The 21,116-nt window shown below is 72.3% G+C and carries 22 protein-coding genes; 16 read left to right on the top strand and 6 right to left on the bottom strand.

Going from position 1 to position 21,116, the window contains the following annotated elements; genetic code table 11:
• Positions 1–36: 36 nt before the first annotated feature.
• Entirely contained in the window at positions 37–1,290 is a 1,254-nt protein-coding gene (locus tag ABT015_RS35820) for an SLC13 family permease (RefSeq protein WP_350886913.1), read from the bottom strand.
• 176 nt (positions 1,291–1,466) lie between these two features.
• Here ABT015_RS35820 and ABT015_RS35815 point away from each other — a divergent pair, with 176 nt between their 5' ends.
• The 14 genes from ABT015_RS35815 to hypE all read left to right on the top strand — a co-directional run bounded on the left by ABT015_RS35815 (position 1,467) and on the right by hypE (position 14,524).
• Positions 1,467–2,522, top strand: a complete 1,056-nt coding sequence (locus ABT015_RS35815) for an NADH-quinone oxidoreductase subunit B family protein (RefSeq protein ID WP_350886892.1) — start codon at positions 1,467–1,469, stop codon at positions 2,520–2,522.
• Positions 2,523–2,611: 89 nt separating this feature from the next.
• The gene (locus ABT015_RS35810) at positions 2,612–4,396 is read left to right on the top strand and encodes a nickel-dependent hydrogenase large subunit (RefSeq protein ID WP_350886889.1); all 1,785 of its coding nucleotides are present in this window, start codon (positions 2,612–2,614) and stop codon (positions 4,394–4,396) included.
• On the top strand, positions 4,393–4,854 hold the full coding sequence (locus ABT015_RS35805) for a NifU-related iron-sulfur-binding protein (protein WP_350886886.1): 462 nt from the start codon (positions 4,393–4,395) through the stop codon (positions 4,852–4,854). Before ABT015_RS35810 ends, ABT015_RS35805 begins: the two co-directional genes overlap by 4 nt.
• Positions 4,851–5,498: a DUF5947 family protein gene (locus tag ABT015_RS35800; protein ID WP_350886884.1), complete on the top strand. Its 648-nt coding sequence runs from the start codon at positions 4,851–4,853 to the stop codon at positions 5,496–5,498. The genes ABT015_RS35805 and ABT015_RS35800 overlap by 4 nt, the downstream gene beginning before the upstream one ends.
• Positions 5,495–6,229, top strand: coding sequence for a DUF6084 family protein (locus tag ABT015_RS35795; protein WP_350886881.1), 735 nt, complete (start codon positions 5,495–5,497; stop codon positions 6,227–6,229). The genes ABT015_RS35800 and ABT015_RS35795 overlap by 4 nt, the downstream gene beginning before the upstream one ends.
• Complete coding sequence (locus tag ABT015_RS35790; protein WP_350886878.1) at positions 6,226–7,596, top strand: hypothetical protein; 1,371 nt, start codon at positions 6,226–6,228, stop codon at positions 7,594–7,596. Before ABT015_RS35795 ends, ABT015_RS35790 begins: the two co-directional genes overlap by 4 nt.
• Positions 7,593–8,108 carry a hydrogenase maturation protease gene (locus ABT015_RS35785; RefSeq protein WP_350886875.1) on the top strand — a complete coding sequence of 172 codons (516 nt, stop codon included), beginning with the start codon at positions 7,593–7,595 and terminating at the stop codon, positions 8,106–8,108. Before ABT015_RS35790 ends, ABT015_RS35785 begins: the two co-directional genes overlap by 4 nt.
• Positions 8,102–8,215 (top strand): DUF6893 family small protein, encoded by a 114-nt coding sequence (locus ABT015_RS38075; RefSeq protein ID WP_380345916.1) that lies wholly within the window; start codon positions 8,102–8,104, stop codon positions 8,213–8,215. Before ABT015_RS35785 ends, ABT015_RS38075 begins: the two co-directional genes overlap by 7 nt.
• 215 nt (positions 8,216–8,430) lie before the next feature.
• Positions 8,431–8,811, top strand: a complete 381-nt coding sequence (gene hypA, locus ABT015_RS35780; RefSeq protein WP_063350769.1) for a hydrogenase maturation nickel metallochaperone HypA — start codon at positions 8,431–8,433, stop codon at positions 8,809–8,811.
• Positions 8,812–8,816: 5 nt separating this feature from the next.
• Complete coding sequence (gene hypB / locus ABT015_RS35775) at positions 8,817–9,611, top strand: hydrogenase nickel incorporation protein HypB (protein WP_350886873.1); 795 nt, start codon at positions 8,817–8,819, stop codon at positions 9,609–9,611.
• A complete protein-coding gene (gene hypF / locus ABT015_RS35770; protein ID WP_350886870.1) occupies positions 9,608–11,941 on the top strand; it encodes a carbamoyltransferase HypF in 2,334 nt (777 codons plus the stop codon). The genes hypB and hypF overlap by 4 nt, the downstream gene beginning before the upstream one ends.
• 60 nt (positions 11,942–12,001) lie before the next feature.
• Positions 12,002–12,307, top strand: a complete 306-nt coding sequence (locus ABT015_RS35765; RefSeq protein ID WP_350886867.1) for a HypC/HybG/HupF family hydrogenase formation chaperone — start codon at positions 12,002–12,004, stop codon at positions 12,305–12,307.
• Positions 12,304–13,428 carry a hydrogenase formation protein HypD gene (gene hypD, locus ABT015_RS35760; protein ID WP_350886865.1) on the top strand — a complete coding sequence of 375 codons (1,125 nt, stop codon included), beginning with the start codon at positions 12,304–12,306 and terminating at the stop codon, positions 13,426–13,428. The genes ABT015_RS35765 and hypD overlap by 4 nt, the downstream gene beginning before the upstream one ends.
• On the top strand, positions 13,421–14,524 hold the full coding sequence (gene hypE, locus ABT015_RS35755) for a hydrogenase expression/formation protein HypE (RefSeq protein WP_502897488.1): 1,104 nt from the start codon (positions 13,421–13,423) through the stop codon (positions 14,522–14,524). The genes hypD and hypE overlap by 8 nt, the downstream gene beginning before the upstream one ends.
• A gap of 306 nt (positions 14,525–14,830) precedes the next feature.
• On the opposite strand, the gene ABT015_RS35750 is transcribed toward hypE, so the two are convergent.
• A complete protein-coding gene (locus tag ABT015_RS35750; protein WP_350886862.1) occupies positions 14,831–15,334 on the bottom strand; it encodes a GNAT family N-acetyltransferase in 504 nt (167 codons plus the stop codon).
• A gap of 308 nt (positions 15,335–15,642) precedes the next feature.
• On the opposite strand from ABT015_RS35750, the gene ABT015_RS35745 reads away from it, so the two are divergent.
• Together ABT015_RS35745 and ABT015_RS35740 are read left to right on the top strand one after the other, a co-directional pair.
• On the top strand, positions 15,643–16,245 hold the full coding sequence (locus ABT015_RS35745) for a hypothetical protein (RefSeq protein WP_350886860.1): 603 nt from the start codon (positions 15,643–15,645) through the stop codon (positions 16,243–16,245).
• Positions 16,246–16,496: 251 nt separating this feature from the next.
• Entirely contained in the window at positions 16,497–17,741 is a 1,245-nt protein-coding gene (locus ABT015_RS35740) for an MFS transporter (protein ID WP_350886857.1), read from the top strand.
• A 51-nt stretch (positions 17,742–17,792) separates the two neighbouring features.
• Here the strand turns inward: ABT015_RS35740 and ABT015_RS35735 are convergent, their stop codons facing one another.
• The 4 genes from ABT015_RS35735 to ABT015_RS35720 form a co-directional block, all read right to left on the bottom strand.
• On the bottom strand, positions 17,793–18,422 hold the full coding sequence (locus ABT015_RS35735; RefSeq protein WP_350886854.1) for an ATP-binding protein: 630 nt from the start codon (positions 18,420–18,422) through the stop codon (positions 17,793–17,795).
• 105 nt (positions 18,423–18,527) lie between these two features.
• Complete coding sequence (locus ABT015_RS35730; RefSeq protein ID WP_350886851.1) at positions 18,528–19,388, bottom strand: DUF3592 domain-containing protein; 861 nt, start codon at positions 19,386–19,388, stop codon at positions 18,528–18,530.
• A gap of 187 nt (positions 19,389–19,575) precedes the next feature.
• Complete coding sequence (locus ABT015_RS35725) at positions 19,576–20,655, bottom strand: hypothetical protein (protein ID WP_350886849.1); 1,080 nt, start codon at positions 20,653–20,655, stop codon at positions 19,576–19,578.
• 267 nt (positions 20,656–20,922) lie between these two features.
• On the bottom strand, positions 20,923–21,116 hold a 194-nt coding region (locus ABT015_RS35720; RefSeq protein ID WP_350886847.1), incomplete at its 5' end, for a hypothetical protein.

Raw genomic sequence — 21,116 nt, 5'->3', positions numbered from 1 at the left:
CGCTCCGGGGCGTCCGTCCGACGGGCGCCCCGCCCGTCAGCTTCCCAGGGCCCGCAGCGACACCCACAGCGCCAGAACGGACAGCACCAGCGCCGGCGGGACGGTGAGCAGGCCGAGGCGGGTGAACTCGCCCAGCCGGACGGTGCTCCCGTGCTGCTGGACGATCTTGCGCCACAGCAGGGTGGCCAGGGAGCCGGCGTAGGTGAGGTTGGGGCCGATGTTCACGCCGAGCAGCATCGCCAGCACCGCACCCGGGCCGGAGGCCGCCGTCAGCGGCAGGAGGACCAGGACGGCGGGCAGGTTGTTGATCACGTTCGCGAGGACGGCGGCCAGCACGGCGACCGCGAGCAGGGACGGCAGTCCGGTGCCGGCGGGGACCACGTGGTCGAGCGCGGCGGCGAGGCCGTTGTCGACCACGGCGCGGACGACGATCGCGAGGGCGACGACGAAGGCGAGGAACGGAACGTTCGCGGCCCGGACGACCGCCGTGGGCGTGATGCGGCGCCGGGCGAGCGCCCGGCCGGCCAGCACGAGGGCCCCCGCCGCGGCCGCCCACGCCGGATTGACGCCCAGCGCGGAGGTGAGGACGAACCCGCCGAGCGTGCAGGCCACCACGACGAGCGCGAACAGCGGCAGCTCGGGGGCCGCCTCGTCCGGTGGCGGCGGGGCCCCGCTGTCCAGGTCGGCGGCGAAGAACCGGCGGAAGACCACGTACTCGGCACCGATCGCCACCAGCCACGGCAGGGCCATCAGCGCGGCGAACCGGGTGAAGCTCAGGCCGCTGGCCGCGAACGCCAGCAGGTTGGTCAGGTTGGACACCGGAAGCAGCAGCGACGCGGTGTTCGACAGGTGCGCGCAGGCGTAGACGTGCGGCTTCGGCCGGGTGCCGAGCCGGGTGGCGGTGGCGAACACCACCGGGGTCAGCAGCACCACCGTCGCGTCCAGGCTCAGCACCGCGGTGATCACCGAGGACAGGGCGAACACCTGCACCAGCAGCCGTCCGGGCCGCGCGGCGGTCCGGGCCATCCACGCCCCGCAGGCGTGGAACAGCCCCTCCTCGTCGCACAGCTGCGCCAGCACCAGCACCGCGGCCAGGAACCCGACCACCGGCCCCAGCCGTTCGGCCTCCTCCAGCGCGTGCGCGGGCGATATGGCGCCGGTGGCGACCAGCAGGGCGGCGGCGGGCACCGCGACGGCGGCCTCGGGCCAGCCCCACGGCCGGACGACGGCGCAGGCCAGCACGGCCAGCAGCAGTACCAGTGCCAGGCCCTCCGCGAGCGGGGTGTTCAGTGCGGGCTCCCTTCGAGACCAGCCGAGTCCGGCTGACGGCCACCCGGACGGGTGCGCCGGCTTGCGTCCCTTCGAGCGACCTGCCCGGATCTCTGGACCGGCGGCCGGACTGAACTGCTGCTATGAATTTTTTGAGCCTATCTGTTCGGCTCCCGTTTTTTTGAGGAGGCATCCTCATGGGTGCGGTTGCAACAACTTCAGCCGACGCCGCCGTGGTGCACATTCTCTGGATCAATGCCGGTCTGAGCTGCGACGGGGACTCGGTCTCCCTGACCGCGGCGATGCAGCCCAGCATCGAGGAGATCGTCACCGGCGCGCTCCCCGGCCTGCCGAAGGTCGCCGTCCACTGGCCGCTGATCGACTTCGAGTGCGGTCCGGTCCAGGGCGCGGACAACTTCGTGGAGTGGTTCTTCAAGGCGGACCGCGGCGAGCTCGACCCCTTCGTCCTGGTCGTCGAGGGTTCCATCCCGAACGAGACGATCAAGGAGGAGGGCTACTGGTGCGGTTTCGGCGACAACCCGGACACCGGCCAGCCGATCACCACCAGTGAGTGGCTGGACCGCCTCACCCCCAAGGCCACCGCGGTGGTCGCCATCGGGACCTGCGCCACCTACGGCGGCATCCACGCGATGGCCGGCAACCCGACCGGTGCCATGGGCGTGCCCGACTACCTGGGCTGGGACTGGAAGTCCAAGGCGGGCCTGCCGATCGTCTGCGTGCCGGGCTGCCCGATCCAGCCCGACAACTTCGCCGAGACGCTGACCTACCTGCTGTACCAGCTGGCCGGTTCCGCGCCGATGATCCCGTTGGACGACAAGCTGCGTCCGGCCTGGCTGTTCGGCGCGACCGTGCACGAGGGCTGCGACCGCGGCGGGTACTACGAACAGGGCCAGTTCGCCACCGACTACGGCACGCCCGAGTGCCTGGTGCGCCTCGGCTGCTGGGGCCCGGTCGTCAAGTGCAACGTCGCCAAACGCGGCTGGATCAACGGCATCGGCGGCTGCCCGAACGTCGGCGGCATCTGCATCGCCTGCACCATGCCGGGCTTCCCCGACAAGTTCATGCCGTTCATGGACCCGCCGCCCGGCTCCCGGGTCTCGACGGGCGCCAGCTCGGCGTACGGGGCGGTGATCCGCCGCCTGCGCACGATCACGGGCCGGACGGTCGACCAGGAGCCCAAGTGGCGGCACACGGGGCGCCGCCTGACCACCGGTTACCGCCCGCCGTGGTGACCCCTTTCCCCCTTCGGCCCGCCCGCCCCACCCGGGGCGGGCGGGCCGTTGCAGAGCCTCCTCCCGCTGACAGAAGGGCATGACAGACGATGGCACCGACGACCAGGACGGCCGGCGACGGCAGCGGTCTGGTGGAGATGTCCTGGGACCCGATCACCCGGATCGTGGGCAGCCTGGGCATCCACACGAAGATCGACTTCAAGCAGAAGAAGGTCGCGGAGTGCTACAGCACCTCCTCGGTCTTCCGCGGCTACAGCGTCTTCATGCGCGGCAAGGACCCGCGCGACGCGCACTTCATCACCAGCCGGATCTGCGGCATCTGCGGCGACAACCACGCCACCTGTTCGGTCTACACGCAGAACATGGCCTACGGGGTCAAGCCCCCGCACCTCGGCGAGTGGATCATCAACCTCGGCGAGGCCGCCGAGTACATGTTCGACCACAACATCTTCCAGGAGAACCTGGTCGGGGTCGACTACTGCGAGAAGATGGTCCGCGAGACCAACCCCGGCGTCCTGGAACTGGCCGAACGCACCGAGGCACCGCACGCCGGCGACCACGGGTACCGCACCATCGCCGACATCATGCGCTCGCTGAACCCCATCGAGGGCGAGTTCTACCGCGAGGCGCTCCAGGTCAGCCGCTACACCCGGGAGATGTTCTGCCTGATGGAGGGCCGCCACGTGCACCCCTCCACCCTCTACCCCGGCGGCGTCGGCACCGTGGCCACCGTCCAGCTGTTCACCGACTACCTCACCCGGCTGATGCGCTACGTGGAGTTCATGAAGAAGGTCGTGCCGCTGCACGACGACCTCTTCGACTTCTTCTACGAGGCCCTGCCCGGCTACGAGGAGGTCGGCCGGCGCCGCGTCATGCTCGGCTGCTGGGGCAGCCTCAACGACCCGGACCACTGCGACTTCACCTACCGCAACATGACGGACTGGGGCCGGCGGATGTTCGTCACCCCGGGCATCGTGGTGGACGGCAAACTCGTCACCAACGACCTCACCGAGATCAACCTCGGCATCCGCATCCTGCTCGGCAGCTCCTACTACCAGGACTGGCAGGGCAAGGAGCTCTTCGTCACCCACGACCCGCTGGGCAACCCCGTCGACCCCCGCCACCCCTGGAACCAGCACACCATCCCGGCCCCGCAGAAACGCGACTTCGACGACAAGTACAGCTGGGTGATGTCCCCCCGCTGGTTCGACGGCAAGGACTACCTCGCCCTCGACACCGGCGGCGGTCCGATCGCCCGCCTGTGGTCCACCGCGCTGTCCGGACTGGTCGACATCGGCTACATCAAGGCCACCGGACACAGCGTGCAGATCAACCTGCCGCGCTCCATGACCAAGCCGGAGACCACCTTCGAGTGGAAGATCCCGCAGTGGAGCAACGCCATCGAACGCAACCGCGCCCGCACCTACTTCCAGGCCTACGCGGCCGCCGCGGCCCTGCACTTCGCCGAGAAGGCGCTCGACGAGGTCCGGGCCGGGCGCAGCCAGACCTGGGAGCGCTTCGAGGTGCCGGACGAGTCGATCGGCTGCGGCTTCACCGAGGCCGTACGCGGCGTGCTGTCCCACCACATGGTGATCCGGGACGGCAAGATCGCCAACTACCACCCCTACCCGCCGACCCCGTGGAACGCCAGCGTCCGCGACAGCTTCGGCACCCCCGGCCCCTACGAGGACGCCGTCCAGAACACCCCGATCTTCGAGGAGAACCCCCCGGAGACCTTCAAGGGCATCGACATCATGCGCGCCGTGCGCAGCTTCGACCCCTGCCTGCCCTGCGGCGTCCACATGTACCTGGGCGACGGCAGGACGGTGCAGACCATGCACGTGCCCACCGGGCTGAGCGGACTCACCGCATGACCCCGGAACAGGCGGGGGCCCGCATCCAGGAGGCCCTGGACCACCTGGCCGGCGCCGACGCGCAGGAGGCCGGCGAGCACCTCGTCCGCGAACTGATGGCCCTCTACGGCGACGCCCTGGCCCGCCTCGTCCAGGCCCTGCCGCCGGTCGCGCTGGCCCGGCTGCTGGACGAACCGTCACTGGCCGGGCTGCTCGTCCTGCACGACCTGCACCCCGAGGACGTCACCGCCCGCATCACCCGCGCACTCGCCACCCTGCCCGAACCGGTCGACCTGGCCGCCTTCGACCCCGCCACCGGCACCGCCCGGCTGCGCCGCACCCGCAGCGGCTGCGGGTGCGGCGAACAGGACATCGAGAACGCCCTGGCCTGCCACGCCCCCGAGGTCACCGCGGTCGAACTCGAACGCCCCGCGGAACTGCTGCAGATCGGCGCCCGGCCCCCGGCGGACCCGCGATGACCTTCCGCCAGCTCGACCGGCCCGGCACCGCGCTGCTGCGCCGGCTGCGGGAGCCCGCACCCCCGCAGCCGCAACGCTGCGAGTTCTGCGGCCGGCACCTGCCCGCCGAGCACCGCCACCTGGCGGACACCGACCAGCAGGCGCTCACCTGCGCCTGCACCGCCTGCGCCCTGCTGTTCCAGCAGCCCGGCGCGGCCGACGGCCGCTACCGCGCCGTCCCCGACCGCTACCTGACCGACCCGGCCCACCCCCTCGGCGAGGAGGCCTGGGCAGCCCTCGGCATCCCGGTCGCCACCGCGTTCCTGCTGCGCACCACACGCCTGCAGCGGTCCGTCCTGCTCTACCCCGGCCCGGGCGGCGCGACCGAGGCCGAGCCCGACGAGGCCGCCTGGCAGGCCGCGCTCGGCGCCAGCCGCCTCCACGCCGAACTGCGGCCGGACGTGGAGGCGCTGCTGCTGCGCCGCGACACCGACGGCATCCAGTGCTACCTGGTGCCGGTCGACGTCTGCTACGAACTCGTCGGCCGACTGCGGCGCTGCTGGAAGGGTTTCGACGGCGGGGCCGAGGCGCGCGCCGAACAGACCGCCTTCTTCGACCGCCTGGCCGCCCGGTCCCGCGTCCTCCCCGAAGGCGGCGGCCGGTGACCTCGATCTCCTTCGCCTGCACCGGAGTGCGGGCCGATCCCTACGCCGCCGGGCCCGCCCTGGTCTTCCGGCTGCGCATCAGCGCCCCCGCCGACGTGCGGGTGCACGCGCTGGCACTGCGCTGCCAACTGCGGATCGAACCGGCCCGGCGCCGCTACGGCGACGCCGAGGGCGGGCGGCTGACCGACCTGTTCGGCGAGCGCTCACGCTGGGCCGGCACCCTCCACCCGGTCCAGTTCGCCCAGGTCCCGCTGCTGGTCGGCGCGTTCACCGGCGAGACCGAGACCGACCTGGTGGTGCCCTGCACCTACGACATGGACGTCTCCGCCGCCCGCTACCTCGCCGCACTGGACGACGGGGACGTACCGCTGCTGCTGCTCTTCTCGGGCACCGCCTTCGCCGGCCCCGGCGGCTTCCAGGTCACCCCGGTGGCCTGGGACCAGGAAGCCGCCGTGCGGATGCCGGTCAAGGTCTGGCGGGAGGCGATCGACGCGCACTTTCCGGGCTGCGGCTGGCTCCGGCTGCCCGCCGACCTGATGGCCGAACTGCTCGCCTACCGCTCCCGGCACGCCCTGCCGTCCTGGGAGGCCACCGTGCGCGAGCTGCTCGGCACGGCCCAGGCCGTGAAGCCGCCCCAGGCCGCAGTGACGACCGAGGCCGCAGCGACGACCCAGGCCGTGAAGCCACCCCAGGCCGTCAAGGCGGCCCAGACCGCGAAGGGGGAGCGGTGACCGCGCCCGCCCACGAGAGCGAGAACAGGTTCGCCCACGCCCGCCAGATCGCCGATGCCGTCCTCTTCGAGGGCTACGTGCTCTACCCCTACCGGGCGTCAGCGGCCAAGAACCGGCTGCGCTGGCAGTTCGGCGTCCTGACCCCGCCGCGCTACGGCGCCGACAGCGGCGAGCACTCCCACCAGCGCACCGAATGCGTGATGGAAGCGCGCCAGGGCGACCAGCTGGCCGTCGAGCTGCGGTTCCTGCGCCTCCAGCGGCGGACGGTCCAGGAGGCCGGCCGACAGGGCGGATTCCGGACCGTCGACGAGCTGGAGCTCGCCGACCGGGTGCTCGTCCCCTGGGACGAAGGGGTCGAGGAGCGGATCGAACTCCTCGTCCCGGTCGAGGAACTGGCGGCCGGTGAAGCCGTCCGCGGCTTCGAACTCGACGCGGCCGAGGACGAGGAACCGCTCGTCGAGGACGGTGCACTGGCCGGGCGGCTCCTGCGCCGCCGCGAACGGGTCCAGGGCCGACTGCGGATCACCGCCCAGGACGTACCCGGCCCCTACCGGGCGCAGCGGCTGACCGTCCTGGTGGAGAACACCTCCGACTGGGACCCGACGCCCGGCACCCGGCGCGAGGCCGCACTGGCACACGCCCTCGTCTCGGCCCACCTGCTGCTCGGCCTCGACCGCGGCTCCTTCCTCTCGGCGACCGACCCGCCCGAGTGGGCGGGCGAGGCGGTGCGAGCGTGCCGCAACGAACACACCTGGCCCGTGCTGGCAGGCCCGCCCGGCAGCGGCAAGGTGCTGCTCTCCTCGCCGATCATCCTGGAGGACCACCCGCACATCGCGCCCGAGAGCCCCGGCGCGCTCTACGACGCCACCGAGATCGACGAGATCCTCGCGCTGCGCACCGCGGCCCTGACCGAGCGGGAGAAGCGCGAGGCCCGGGGCACCGACGACCGGGCCGGCGCGGTGATCGACCTCGCCGACTCGATGCCCCCCGAGATCCTGGAGCGCCTGCACGGTGCCGTCCGGGGGCTGCGCGAACTCACCGACCCCGAAGCCGGGGCGGACCGGCCCTGGTGGGATCCGGGCAACGACCCGCAGACGGACCCCGGACGGGACCAGGTGGTGATCGACGGCCGCCCGGTCGCCGCCGGCAGCCGGGTGTGGCTCCGGCCCGGGCGCCGCCGCACCGACGCCCAGGACCTGTTCCTGCACGGGCGCACCGCGCTGGTGGAGGCGGTGCTGCACGACGTCGACGGTTCGGTCCACCTGGCCGTCACCGTGGACGACGACCCGGGCGCCGACCTGTGGCGGGCGCAGGGCCGCTTCCGGTACTTCCAGCCCGACGAGGTCACCCCGGTGGAAGGGCCGTGAGCGCCGACCGGACCGGGCGGGTCCTGGTCGCCGGGGTCGGCAACATCTTCCTCGGCGACGACGGCTTCGGGGTCGAGACCGTCCGGCGCCTCGCCGCCCGGGAGCTGCCCGCCGGCGTCGAGCTCCTCGACGTCGGCGTGCGCGGCGTGCACCTGGCCTACCAACTCCTGGACGGCTACCGGATGCTGGTGCTCGTCGACGCCACCGCGCGCGGCGGCGAGCCGGGGACGGTGTACCTGATCGAAGCGGACGCCGGACCGGTGGAATCGATGGTCCTGGACGGCCACCGGATGGGCCCGGACGCCGTGCTGGCCCTGCTCGCCACCCTGGCCGCCGGAACGGGCGGCACCGCGCCCGGGCGGGTCCTGGTGGTCGGTTGCGAACCCGCCTCACTGGAGGAGGGCATCGGACTGAGCACCCCGGTGGCCGCCGCCGTCGACGAGGCGGTCGCCGTGATCCTGCGCGTCCTCACCGCGGACGCCCACACCCACAGAGAGGCGGCACCATGCTGAAGAACCTCGCCGTCGCGGCCGCCGCGGCCGTCCTGGCCGCAGCCGCGGCGCTGATCTGGCAGAGCCTTCCCGACCTGAGGCGCTACCTGCGGATCCGGCGGATGTAGGAGCGGACGCGGTGGCGGAGCAGTACGCGCGGCGGGCACCATCGGCGTGCTGCGAACAGGTAGTCACGGATGCGGCGGCGGCGCGGCTTCGAGCCGTTCCCGCCGCCGCACCCTGTAATGGGGCCTGTTGCTCACGGGGCCTGTTGCTCACGGGGCCCGGACACCGGGCCCGCGCCCCCAGCGAGCCGGCGCCTCCAACGCGGGAAACGAGACAGATGCACGAGATGTCGATCGCGACGGCCGTCGTCGACCAGGTGGACCGGGCCGCCCGCGCACACGGGGAGAGCGCCGTGGCCAGAGTCCGGCTGCAGATCGGCGAACTGGCCGGAGTCGTCCCGTCGGCACTCGACTTCTGCTTCGAACTGGCCTGCGCCGGAACGCTGTTGGAAGGTGCGGTGCTGGAGACCGAGGCCGTCGCCGCACGGGCGAAGTGCACGCCCTGCGGGGTCGAGTGGAGCGTCGGCATGCCGCCCGACCTGGGCTGCCCGCGCTGTGCCGGCGCCAGGGTCGAACTGCTGGCCGGGCGTGAGCTGCAGATCCTCGGCGTCGAGTGGTCCGAGCCCCCGGCGGGCGCCCGGACCGATCAAGGAGGCTGAAACCGATGTGTCGCACCGTCGATCTCCGGCAGGCGGTTCTCGCCCGCAACGACGACGACGCCCGGCGGCTGCGGGCGGAACTGGCCGCCCGGGGCACCGTCGTGGTGAACCTGCTGTCCAGCCCGGGCAGCGGCAAGACGGCGCTCCTGGAGGCCGAACTCGGCCTGGCCCGGGAGCGCGAGGTGCCCGTGGCGGCCCTCACCGCCGACCTCGCCACCGAGAACGACGCGCGCCGGCTGGCCCGTTCGGGCGCGCCGGTGAAGCAGGTCCTCACCGACGGCCTGTGCCACCTGGAGACGGCGATGCTGCGCGGGCACCTGGCCGGCTGGCTGCCGCCGGACACCCGGCTGCTGTTCGTCGAGAACGTCGGCAACCTGGTCTGCCCCGCCTCCTACGACCTCGGCGAATCGCTGCGGGTCGTCCTCGCCTCGGTCACCGAGGGGGAGGACAAGCCGCTCAAGTACCCGACCGCCTTCGGGCTGGCCAACCTGGTGCTGGTCACCAAGGCGGACCTCGCGGTCGCGGCAGAGTTCGACGAAGCGGCCTTCCTCGCGAGCGTCGCGAGGGTCAACCCGGGGGTGGAGGTGGTCTTCACCTCGGCCCGCACCGGGCAGGGCGCCGGGGCGCTGCTGGACCGGGCGCTCGCGGTGCTGGCCGGCGCGCAGGTCCACCGGCCGGTGATGGCCGGCGCGCACGACCACGACCACGGCAACCACCACGACCACGGCAACCACCACGACCACGACCACGCCCACGCGGGGGCCCACTCCCACCCGCACCCGGCCGTGGACCTGCCGTGACCACGGATCAGCAGCCGCCCCTGCTCCAGCGCCGCCGGGTAGCCGTGCGCGGACTCGTCCAGGGCGTCGGCTTCCGGCCGTTCGTCTTCACCCTCGCCACCGAACTCGGGCTGTCCGGCAGCGTCACCAACACCGGCGAGGGCGTGCTCGCCGAGATCGAGGGCACCGGCGAGGCGGTGACCGCGTTCTGCCGGCGGATCGCCAGCGACGCGCCCCCGCTCGCCGACGTCGCCTCGGTGGACCACCAGCCGCTGGCCGTCACCGGCACACCGGGCTTCGCCATCACGCCCTCCCGCGCCGACGGACCGCACCGCACCCAGATCCCCCCGGACACCGCCACCTGCGCCGACTGCCTCGCCGAACTGGCCGACCCCGCCGACCGCCGCTACCGGCACCCGTTCATCAGCTGCACCAACTGCGGGCCCCGCCACACCATCGTCACCGCCCTGCCGTACGACCGGGCCAACACCACGATGGCGGCCTTCGCGATGTGCCCCGACTGCGCCCGCGAGTACGCCGACCCGGCCGACCGGCGCTTCCACGCCCAGCCCGTCGCCTGCCACACCTGCGGCCCGACCCTCACCCTGTCCGTCCCCGGGCTCCCCGTACTCGACGGCGAGCAGGCGCTCACCGAGGCCCGGCGCCTGATCACCTGCGGAGCGGTCCTGGCCGTCAAGGGCATCGGCGGCTACCACCTGGCCTGCGACGGCACCGACGCGGACACCGTCGCCCTGTTGCGCCGGCGCAAGCGGCGCGGCGACAAGCCCTTCGCCCTGATGGCCCGCGACCTCGACCAGCTCAGGGCCCTGGCGGCGGCCGGGGCGGTGGAGCTCGGGCCCGCCGAGGAAGAACTGCTCACCGGCCCGGTGCGGCCGATCGTCCTGCTGCGCCGGGGGGCACACCGGCTCGCGGAGCTGGAAGCCGCCGCTCCGCGCAGCCCCGACCTCGGCGTGCTGCTGCCGTACACCCCGCTGCACCACCTCCTGCTCGCTTCTCCCGGCCCCGGGCTGCTGGTCATGACCAGTGCCAACCTGTCCGGCGAGCCCATCGTGACGGACGACCGGGAGGCCCTCGCCCGCCTCGCTCCGCTGGTCGACGGCTGGCTCACCCACGACCGCCCCATCCACGTGCCCTGCGAGGACTCCGTGGTGCGGGTGGTGGACGGGCAGCCGCTGCCGGTACGGCGCTCGCGCGGCTACGTGCCGCTCCCGGTGCCCCTGCCGGTGCCGGTGCGGCCCGCGCTGGCCGCGGGCGGCGACCTCAAGAACACCTTCGCGCTGGCCCGGGACGGCTACGCCTGGCTGTCCGGCCACCTCGGCGACATGGACGACCTCGCCACCCTCCGGGCCTTCGACCGCGCGGTGGACCACCTCGGCGCCGTCACCGGCGTGCAGCCCGACGTGCTCGTCGTCGACCGCCACCCCGGCTACCGCTCCGCCCGGCACGTGCGCAGGTCGGCCCGGGGCCGTGAGGTACGGGACGTCCAGCACCATCACGCGCACATCGCCTCGGTGATGGCCGAACACGGCCTCGACGGCACCCGGCCCGTGATCGGGATCGCCTTCGACGGCACCGGTTACGGAGTGGACGGCGCGGTGTGGGGCGGAGAGGCGCTGCTGGCGGACTACCGGGGCTTTCGGCGTCTCGCCGGGCTCGACTACGTTCCGCTGCCGGGGGGCGACGCGGCCGTGGTGCGCCCGTACCGGATGGCGCTGGCCCACCTGCGGGCGGCAGGGCTCCCGTGGGCGGCCGGCCTGCCGCCGGTGCGCTCCTGCCCTGCGGACGAACTCCGACTGCTGTCACAGCAGTTGGATCGATCGGTGAACTGCGTGCCGACCTCCAGCATGGGCCGGCTGTTCGACGCCGTGTCCTCGTTGGCCGGGGTCTGCCAGAACGCCGGGTACGAGGCGCAGGCGGCGATCGAGCTGGAGGCGACCGCCCTCGCGCACGGGCCGGCGACCGGCCCGGGGGAGGGCTACGCATTCCAACTCGTCGACGAGGGCGGGATGGTGACCGCCCGACCGGGGCCGGTGCTGGCTGCGGTGGTGGCGGACCTGGCGGCAGGGGCGCCGCCCGGGCTGATCGCCGCCCGGTTCCACGCGGCGGTGGCCGCGCTGGTGCGGGCGGTCTGCGCCGGGATCAGGCGGCGGCACGGCACCGGGACGGTCGCGCTGAGCGGCGGCGTCTTCGCCAACGCGCTGCTGTCCTCGGCGTGCGCGCGGGGTCTGGCGGAGGACGGGTTCACCGTGCTCCGGCACCGCCGGGTGCCGCCCAACGACGCGGGGCTCGCGCTCGGCCAGTTGATGGTGGCGGCGCGGGCCGACGGCTGAGTGGCCGCACGCACGGAGTTCGGCAGGTTCGGAGGAACCGGAGAGAGGAGGGAGACCGCGATGTGCCTGGCGGTACCCGGAAGAGTGTTGGAGATCGCGGAACGCGACGGGACCAGGATGGCGGTCGTCGACTTCGGCGGGGTCGTCAAGGACGTGTGCCTGGAGTACCTGCCGGACCTGAAGGTGGGCGAGTACGCCATCGTCCATGTCGGGTTCGCGCTGCAGCGACTGGACGAGGAATCGGCCCGCCGGACCTTGCAGCTGTTCGAGGAACTCGGCCTGCTCCAGGAGGAGTTCGGCGACCCCTGGGAGGCGGCGGCCGCAGCGGCCCCGGCCGTCTCGGCGAAGCGGGAGGAGGAGCGGTGAGATACCTGGAGGAGTTCCAGAACCCCGAGCTGGCCGGCGGTCTGCTCGCCGACATCAGGGCGACGGTCACCCGGCCGTGGGCGCTGATGGAGGTGTGCGGCGGTCAGACGCACAGCATCATCCGACATGGGATCGACCAACTACTGCCGCCCGAGGTCGAGTTGATTCACGGCCCCGGCTGCCCGGTGTGCGTCACCCCGCTGGAGGTGATCGATAAGGCGCTGGAGATCGCGGCCCGGCCCGAGGTGATCTTCTGCTCCTTCGGCGACATGCTGCGCGTGCCCGGCACCGGCCGTGACCTCTTCCGGGTGCGCGGTGAGGGCGGCGACGTCCGGGTGGTGTACTCCCCGCTGGACGCGCTGCGGATCGCCGAGGAGAACCCGCACCGGGAGGTCGTCTTCTTCGGCATCGGCTTCGAGACCACCGCACCACCCAACGCCATGGCGGTGCACCAGGCCAGGAAGCGGGGCATCGGCAACTTCAGCATGCTGGTCTCGCACGTACGGGTGCCACCCGCCATCGAGGCCATCATGAACTCGCCGCAGTGCCGGGTCCAGGGCTTCCTCGCCGCCGGACACGTGTGCAGCGTGATGGGCACCGACGAGTACCCCGCGCTCGCCGATCGCCACCGGGTGCCGATCGTCGTCACCGGCTTCGAACCGCTGGACATCCTGGAGGGAATCCGGCGCACCGTACGGCAGTTGGAGAACGGCGAGCACACCGTCGACAACGCCTACGCGCGGGCCGTACGCCCGGAGGGCAACCCGGCGGCCCGGGCCATGCTGGAGGACGTCTTCGAGGTGACCGACCGGGCCTGGCGCGGCATCGGCGTCATCCCGGACAGCGGCTGGCGGCTCTCCCTGCGCTACCGCGACCACGATGCCGAGCACCGCTTCGACGTCGCGCGGATCACCACCGTCGAACCCGCGCAGTGCCGCAGCGGGGAAGTCCTCCAGGGGTTGCTCAAGCCGCACCAGTGCGAGGCCTTCGGTACCGCCTGCACCCCGCGTACCCCGCTCGGCGCCACCATGGTCTCCAGCGAGGGCGCCTGCGCCGCCTACTACCTCTACCGGCGGCTCGACGCGCCGGGCCCTGCCCGGGAGGCGAGCCCCGTTGGCTGACACCCAGACCCGGACCCAGCCCCAGACCCGGACCGGCGCCGGCGGCGCCCCGGACCTCCTCGGCTGGAGCTGCCCACTGCCGCTGCGCGACCACCCCCGGGTGGTGATGGGGCACGGCGGAGGCGGGGTGCTGTCGGCCGAACTGGTGGCGAACCTGTTCGCCCCGGCCTTCGGCGGGCCGGTGCTCGCCGGGCTCGCGGACTCGGCGGTCGTCGAACTCGGCGGTGCCCGACTCGCCTTCTCCACCGATTCCTACGTCGTGCGGCCGCTCTTCTTCCCCGGCGGCAGCATCGGCGACCTCGCGGTCAACGGCACCGTCAACGACCTGGCCATGAGCGGGGCCCAGGCGGCCTATCTGTCCTGCGGCTTCATCCTGGAGGAGGGCGTGGAGACGGCCGTGGTCGCGCACGTCGCCCAGGCGCTGGGCGCCGCCGCCCGGGCGGCCGGGGTGGAGGTGGTCACCGGCGACACCAAGGTCGTCGAAGCCGGGCACGGCGACGGCGTGTACCTGAACACCGCGGGCATCGGGCTCGTCCCGGCCGGAGTCGACATCCGGCCGCAGCGCGCCGCCCCCGGTGACGTGGTGATCGTCAGCGGTGAGATCGGCCTGCATGGCGTCGCCATCATGAGCGTGCGCGAGGGCCTGGAATTCGGCGTCGAGATCGAGAGCGACTGCGCGGCCCTCGGCGGACTGGTGGCCGCGATGCTGGCCGTCACACCCGACCTGCACGTGCTGCGCGACCCCACCCGGGGCGGCCTCGCGGCGGCGCTCGGCGAGATCGCCGAGGCCGCCCGGGTGGGCGTCGTGGTGAACGAGCGGGCCGTCCCCGTGCCCGCGCAGGTCGCCAACGCCTGTGCGATCCTCGGCCTCGACCCGTTCTACGTCGCCAACGAGGGCAAGCTGGTCGCCTTCGTCCCGCGCGAGCACGCCGACGCCGTCCTCGCCGCGATGCGGGCGCACCCGCTGGGCGCGCGCTCGGCGGTGATCGGCGAGTGCGTGGTGGACCACCCCGGCATGGTCGTCTGCCGCACCCCCTTCGGCGGCACCCGCGTCATCGACCTGCCGATGGGGGAGCAACTCCCGCGGATCTGCTGAGGGTTCCGCCCGCCTCGTGCGGGCGAGGGAACAGGATCGGGGCTCGTACCGGCTTCACCGGTACGAGCCCCGATCCTCGTCCAGGGCGTGCGATCAGTCCAGGGGCACCAGGGCCGCCAGGGCAGGCGCGACCGGGATCCTGCCGGTCCCAGGTGTGCCCGGGACCGGCGGGACGGCGGTCGGTGGCGGGTCCGGCGGAGCGTCAGCAGCAGGCCGCCCGCGGCGAGCATCGCGAAGGCGGCTCCGGCGGGCCGGCCCGCCCGGGCGACGGGCGAGCCGAACGGGCTGTCCTCGCCCGGATCCCCGTCAGGGGGTGAGTCGGAACTCCTCCAACTCCATGCCGTACCAGCGGGTGGTGCGGCCCAGCGCGGTCATGCCGAGCCGGTGGCAGACGGCCAGCGACGGCCGGTTGTCCGGCCGGACCACCGAGTGGATCTCGGCCAGGCCGTCCGCGAATCCCTTGGCCACGGCGCCCTGCGCGGCCTCGGTGGCGAAGCCCTGCCCCCAGCTGTCCGGGTGGAAGTGCCAGCCGACCTCCACCTCTCCGTCGCCGTCCGGGATCGGGACGAGCAGGACGGAGCCGGCGACCACGCCGGTGTCCTTCCGTTCCGCCGCCCAGATGCCGAAGCGCGGATCGGCCGAGTGGGAGCGGAAGCGTTCGATCGTGGCCTCGGCGTCGGTGAGGTTTTCCAGGGTGCGGGGATCGCGGCCCAGCCACTGCGTCACCTCCCAGCGGGAGTAGATGTCGAGTGCCCGCTCGCGGTCCTCGGGCTGCCACTGGCGTATCGTCAGGCGATTGGTCGTGAACATGGACGTGATTCTGCTCCGACCGACCTGCGGGTGCCAGGCGCAGGTGCTTCCGGCAGCGACCGCGTGGCAGCGACCGCGTGGCATCGACCTCGCGGCTTCCCTCGGAGGGCTTCCCCCTCCCGCAGCTTCCACCGCCCCGGCCGGACGGGCCCCGTGCGCAGGGCGACTTTGGGCCAAGATTTCCTGTTCATGCGATCGGCACATGTTGTGCACACCTCCTCCCCGTAGGGTGTGGCCGTTCCATCCCGGGTTCCCCCGTCAACGGGCCACGTCGTGCTGCCCGCCGAATGGACTGGAGTGAATTGACCATGTCTGACCGTCACTTGTGGAAGCACCTGACAACTGCCGTCGTCCGCAGGGGAATCGGCGCAGCCCTGGGCGCCCTCGCGCTGATCGCGGCCTTCGTCCTCGCGGGCACCGCCGCAGGGACGTCGAGTGCGGCGGCCCAGCCGGCCGGCTGGGGCGGCCCCGGCAAGTGGGCCTGCTCCGGCGCGCCCGTCCAGTCCGGATGGGTCATCACCATCTACGACCGGACCGGCTGCAACGGCTCCGGCTCCTGGTACCAGGAACCGGTCAAGGACGGGATCTGGACCTGTTCGGGCTCGCCGATCGTCCCCGGGTACGTCATCACCGACCACGTCCAGACCGGCTGCACCGGCATCGGCTCCTGGCGGCACAACCTCCCCAAGGACGGGATCTGGACCTGCGGCGGATCGCCGGTCATCAGCGGCTACGTCATCACCGACTACATCGTCAACGGCTGCAACGGCGTCGGAGCCTGGCGGCACAACCTCGCGCGGGTCGGCCTGTGGACCTGCCCGGGCTCGCCCATCCCGGCCGGCTTCCGCGCCACCACGTACAGTGCCGGCGGGTGCAGCGGCCTCGGCGCCTGGGCCCTGATGCGCGCCTGACCCCACCCGCCCGGCCCGGAGGCACCGCGCACTCGTCGTGCCGGTGCCTCCGGCACGCTCCCACAAAGGCAGCTGGTCGAAGCCGTCGCCGTTCACGCGCAGAGCGTCGAGACCCGCGCCGGCCCAGCGTGTCCACACAACGGATGGTTGTGCCTTCCCGGCGGATCGGTTGTTTGATCCCGCCATTCGCCATCCGCTTTGATGCCGGTGGTCAGCGGGTGGTTGTTCGGGTCGGCGAAAGGCGTACGGGCATGAACGGGCGGCGGGCACTGGGGCGACGGTTCGGATGGCTGTGGGCGGCGTTCGCGGTCAGCTCCTACGGCTCGGGGCTCGGATTCGGCGCGTTCCCCCTCCTTGCGATCCTCGTGCTGCACTCCGGGCCGACCCAGGTGGCGCTGCTGTCCGCCGCGGGGCGGGCGGTGGGGGCCCTGGTCGCCGTGCCGCTCGGTCCGTGGATGGAGTTCCGGCGCAAACGGCCGGTCATGATGGCGATGGACCTGACCCGGTTCGCGGTGCTGCTGAGCGTCCCCGCCGCGTTCGCGCTCGGCCGGCTCAGCTTCGCCCAACTCCTGGTCGTCTCCGTCGTCACCGCCGCGGCCGACATCGCCTTCAAGGCCGCCAGTGGCGCGTACCTCAAGACGCTCGTGCCACCCCAGGACCTGCTCGTCGCGAACAGCCGGTTCGAATCGACGACGTGGACCGCAACCACCGTCGGGCCACCGCTCGGCGGGGCCGCCATCGGACTGTTCGGCCCGGTGGTGACCGTGGTCGCCGACGCCCTCAGCTACCTGCTCTCGGCCCTCGGCATCCGTGCCATCGGCGGCACCGAACCTCACCCCGCGCCGACCGGCGCACCGCGGCTGCGCGCCGGGGACCTGCTCGAAGGGTGGCGCCACATCCTCGCCCACCCCACACTGCGCCCGCTGTTCCTCAACACGATCGTGGTCAACGGCCTGATCATGGCCGCCGAACCGCTGATGGCCGTACTCCTCCTCGGCCACCTCGGCTACGCACCCTGGCAGTACGGCCTCGTGTTCGCCTCCCCCTGCGTCGGCGGCCTGCTCGGCTCACGCCTCGCCCGCCCGCTCGCGACGCGCTTCGGACAGCACCGGACGCTGCTCACCGCCGGAGCGCTGCGCGCGTGCTGGCCCATCGGGCTGGCGTTCGTCCAGCCCGGAGCCCCCGGGATCGTCCTCATCGTCACCGTCCAGCTCGGGCTGGTCACGTGCTGCGGTCTGTTCAATCCGCTGCTGGCCACCCACCGGCTCGAACAGATCGACCCCGACAAGCTCTCCCGCACCCTCGCCGCATGGTCGATCAGCAGCAGTGCCGCCATCGCGGCCCTCACCGCCCTGTGGGGCCTGCTGGCCGCCACCACCAGCCCCCGCACCGCCATCGCCGCCGCCGGAATCCTCCTCCTCGCGACCCCGCTGCTGCTCCCCCGCCGCGAGAGGACCCCCCGAAAGGCAGGAGAACAGGCCGCGAGCCTGACCTGAGGCGCGGGAGCCCGGACGGCTGCCGGTCGAATGTCTCGGACGTCTCGGATGTCAGTGTGGCCCACGCCGGTCGTCGAGCTGGATCTCCAACTGCGGCCAGGTCGCGGCCAGGCGTGTCAGGTCGTCCGCCGTCGGGGCGGGGAGCGGGCCCACTGGTGTGCCCGGCCTGAAGTGGACCAGTGTCCCGGTCGTGCCGTCCACCTCGACGGGCTCCAGGTCGGTGACGGGGATGCCGAGTTCGTAGCGCTGGGTCCAGGCTCCGTTGAGACGGCGGTTGGTGTGGACGAGCCAGTCGCTGAGCGCCGCGACGACGGACATGCCGCGCCGGGGATGACCGTCGGGCAGCACTTCGGCCTGCGGGGAGTCGAAGAACCGAAGGTCCTTCGTCGCCATGACGGGCTTCTTCACGCTCCGGCCCTGCTCGTCCACCCGGGTGTCGGTGCCCCGCCCGTCGTCCCTGACGGACAGGGAGCCGTCGGCGTGGAGAACGAGGACGCAGCGCCCGCCGCCGTTGCCTGATGCTTCGTCGGCCGCATAGCCGAGGACTTCCAGGACGAGGTGCCACGGTCCGCCCGGAGCGAACTTCTCCGGGTTCTGTCGGATGTGCGCCAGATGGCCCGTATCGACGGCGCTCGACCAGTCATGTGTCGTGTTGACCCACTGGGCCCTCGGTTTATTCATAGGGCCAGGATGCCGCAGGCCGACGACGGCTCCGGGACCGGCTCCGCGACCGACCACGGTACGCGGCATCCGTGCCGGTCGAGGCCGGGTGATGGCCGTTGGGTGTCAGAGCAGGAGTGCTCCCGCGACCGCCGCCGACGCCGTGACGAGAACGCCCACGATGCCGCTGGTGACTCCGCTCCTCCAGGACCGCTGTGCGGCTGCGAGGTCCGGGGTGAAGTCGGCCGGGTCGGCGGGGGAGTAGTGGATCGTGAGGTTCCGGCCGTACGAGTTGGTGGGGTCCGGCAGGCCTGAGAAGCAGTAGGCGGTGACGGCCGCGCCCTCGTGGGTGGTGAAGGCGACCACCGGCGTCTGGCTGGTGGACGTGTAGCCGTCCTCGTCGGTGCGGACGCTCCTCACGACGGCGACCACACGGCCCGGAACGGGAACCATCGCGGCCAGGGTGTCGAACCGGCTCCGCGCCTGGCGGACGTCCTGGGGCAGGGAGCACGCGAGGAACACGCTCCACGGCGCGCCGACACCGATCAGGGCCCATGGCCAGCCCCAGTCGACCGCGGCGACGACCACCAGACCGACGTAGATCAGGAATACCGCGAAGTTCGGCCAGCCGAGCCCGTAGCGGCCGGCCCAGAGGTCGTCGGTGAACCGGAAGGCGTGCGGTCTCCCGGGCGGATAGCGGATTCCGATCTCCCGGCCCGTCCAGGCCGTGTTGATCCTGTCGCCGCAGTCACCGTCGTTCGTCACGGTGAACTCCTGCCCGGTGGAGGAGTCCTGGAAGGAGACGACGACCGCTATGCCGTCCCCCTCGGAACCTCCGTGCCGGGGCTCCTGCACCCGCTCGATCCGCCCCATCACCCGGACCGTCCGCTGGGCGCCGGTCACCCCCGCCAGCGACCGCCCGTACCCGAGCAGTGCGATCGTGCCGAACACCCCGCACCAGAGCGCCAGATAGTCGTGCCAGCCCATGCGTCCTCCTCCTGTCCCTCCGGGTACGGTCCGCCGGGGTTTCTTCGCTGCCTGCCGTGGCAACCCGTCACGTGCAAGATCTACCACGGTCGGGCGGCCAGGGAGCCGTGGCGGATGGCTCAAGTCGGCTGGTGGAAAGCAGCCTTGATGTCGAAGTGCGTTGAGAGCGCGGGTGAAGCGCGGGTGATCAGCGTGCCGGGACGCGTCGCACCACCTGGCCCTCACCGTTCGCCTCCAGCGAGGCACTGCCCTCGGGCCCGGTCACGCCGACCCTGATCGTGAGGGAGCCGGCGAGATGGTCGGCGGTGATCTGCCAGGACGTCGGGGAGTGGACACCGAGCGTCGTTTCGGCCTCCTTGACCAGGGCAGGGAACCGCTCGTAGGGCAGGGACAGCGGATCGAACTGGGGGGCCTTCGTGCCGCTCGGGGAGAACACGACCGACAGCACGCGTTCCTGCGCGAAGACGGTGATCGCCTGGCGCGAATCATTCCCCTCGGTAAGGGAGTTGATGGCCTTGCGCAGTTCGCCGTCGTCGAGGAACGACTGGTCCGGCCCGAGCGAGACCGTCCCGGTCCCGGACGACACCACCGTGGTCGACCACGTCGAAGTGACCGTCGGTGCCGGAGAAGCGGAGTCCTGCTGTTCGAACAGGTCCACGCGGAACAGGAAGACCACGGCAGCCGCGGCGAGCAGCAGGCCGAAGAGCCCGACGAAGCCGATCGAACGGCCCTGGTGAGGCTCGGTCACCATGGTCGACTCGGGAGCCGAATCCAGCTGAGCGCCGGCCGCCCGCTCCTCCCACTCCGGGGTCGGCCGCTTCACGATCCTCACCCGCCACGGCCTGTCCTGCGGATACTTCACCACCAGGACGCCGCGCGGCCGGTAGTCGGGGAGGTCGACCAGGTTGATGTCCTGAGTGATCCCGACACGGTAGGCCGGCTCGTCGTCCGGTACGACGGTGAGATCGAACCGCACCGGCACGTCGCTCGTCTCACCCCCAATGGCGCGCAGGCTCTCGATCATCGCGAGCGCCGTCCGGGGCAGGACCTCCGCCTCTCGGGCCCGCCGCGGCGCGCCGGCGAGGAAGAACAACAGGCCGTAGACGATGGGCAGTCCCAAACCCCCGATGAACAAGGGCGCCTTCTCGACGACCACGCCGACGACGAGCGCGGCCAGCGAGCCCCCGATCACGGCCCCCGTCAGAAAACTGCGGGCTAGGGCGATCGGGGTGCTGCGCAGAGGCGGCGCGCTCGTGGTGATCGTCATACGGGTGATTGTGCCGGGCCGGGGTGACAGTCGGTAGGCCTGGGGCGGGCGTTGTTCGCGCGGGCCGGCCGGGGTGCGGAGTGGGCGACGGCTGTCAGAAGTAGCCGGAGCGACGGGCGGAAGGCAGGTCCGGGGTCGCGCCTATCGCGGGGGCGGTTTCGACGGGTGGCCCGGTTCCTTAGCTCCCGCGGTCGACTTCACAGGAGTTGGCGGTGAGCAGGTGGTCTGTGCGCGAGTCGCGGGTCGGACACGAGGGGCCGCGGGTGGCTATCGGGTGTCTGTGTTTGTGTTTGTGGTGTTGTTGGTTTGTGTGAGTTGGTGGTTGAGGTTGGTGAGGGCGTTGTGGGTGGCTTTGGTGTGTTGGTCGGGGATGGTGTGTTTGGGGAGGAGGGTGGGCCAGCCGTGGGGGGTGGTGGTGAAGGTGATGGTGAGTTTGGTGTGTTGGTTGTCGTGGGTGGGGG

It is taken from the genome of Kitasatospora sp. NPDC094016 (assembly GCF_040304045.1).
GTDB lineage: Bacteria > Actinomycetota > Actinomycetes > Streptomycetales > Streptomycetaceae > Kitasatospora.
The sequence above is the reverse complement of the archived record's forward strand: the minus strand, read 5'-3'. Positions and strand labels throughout refer to the sequence as shown.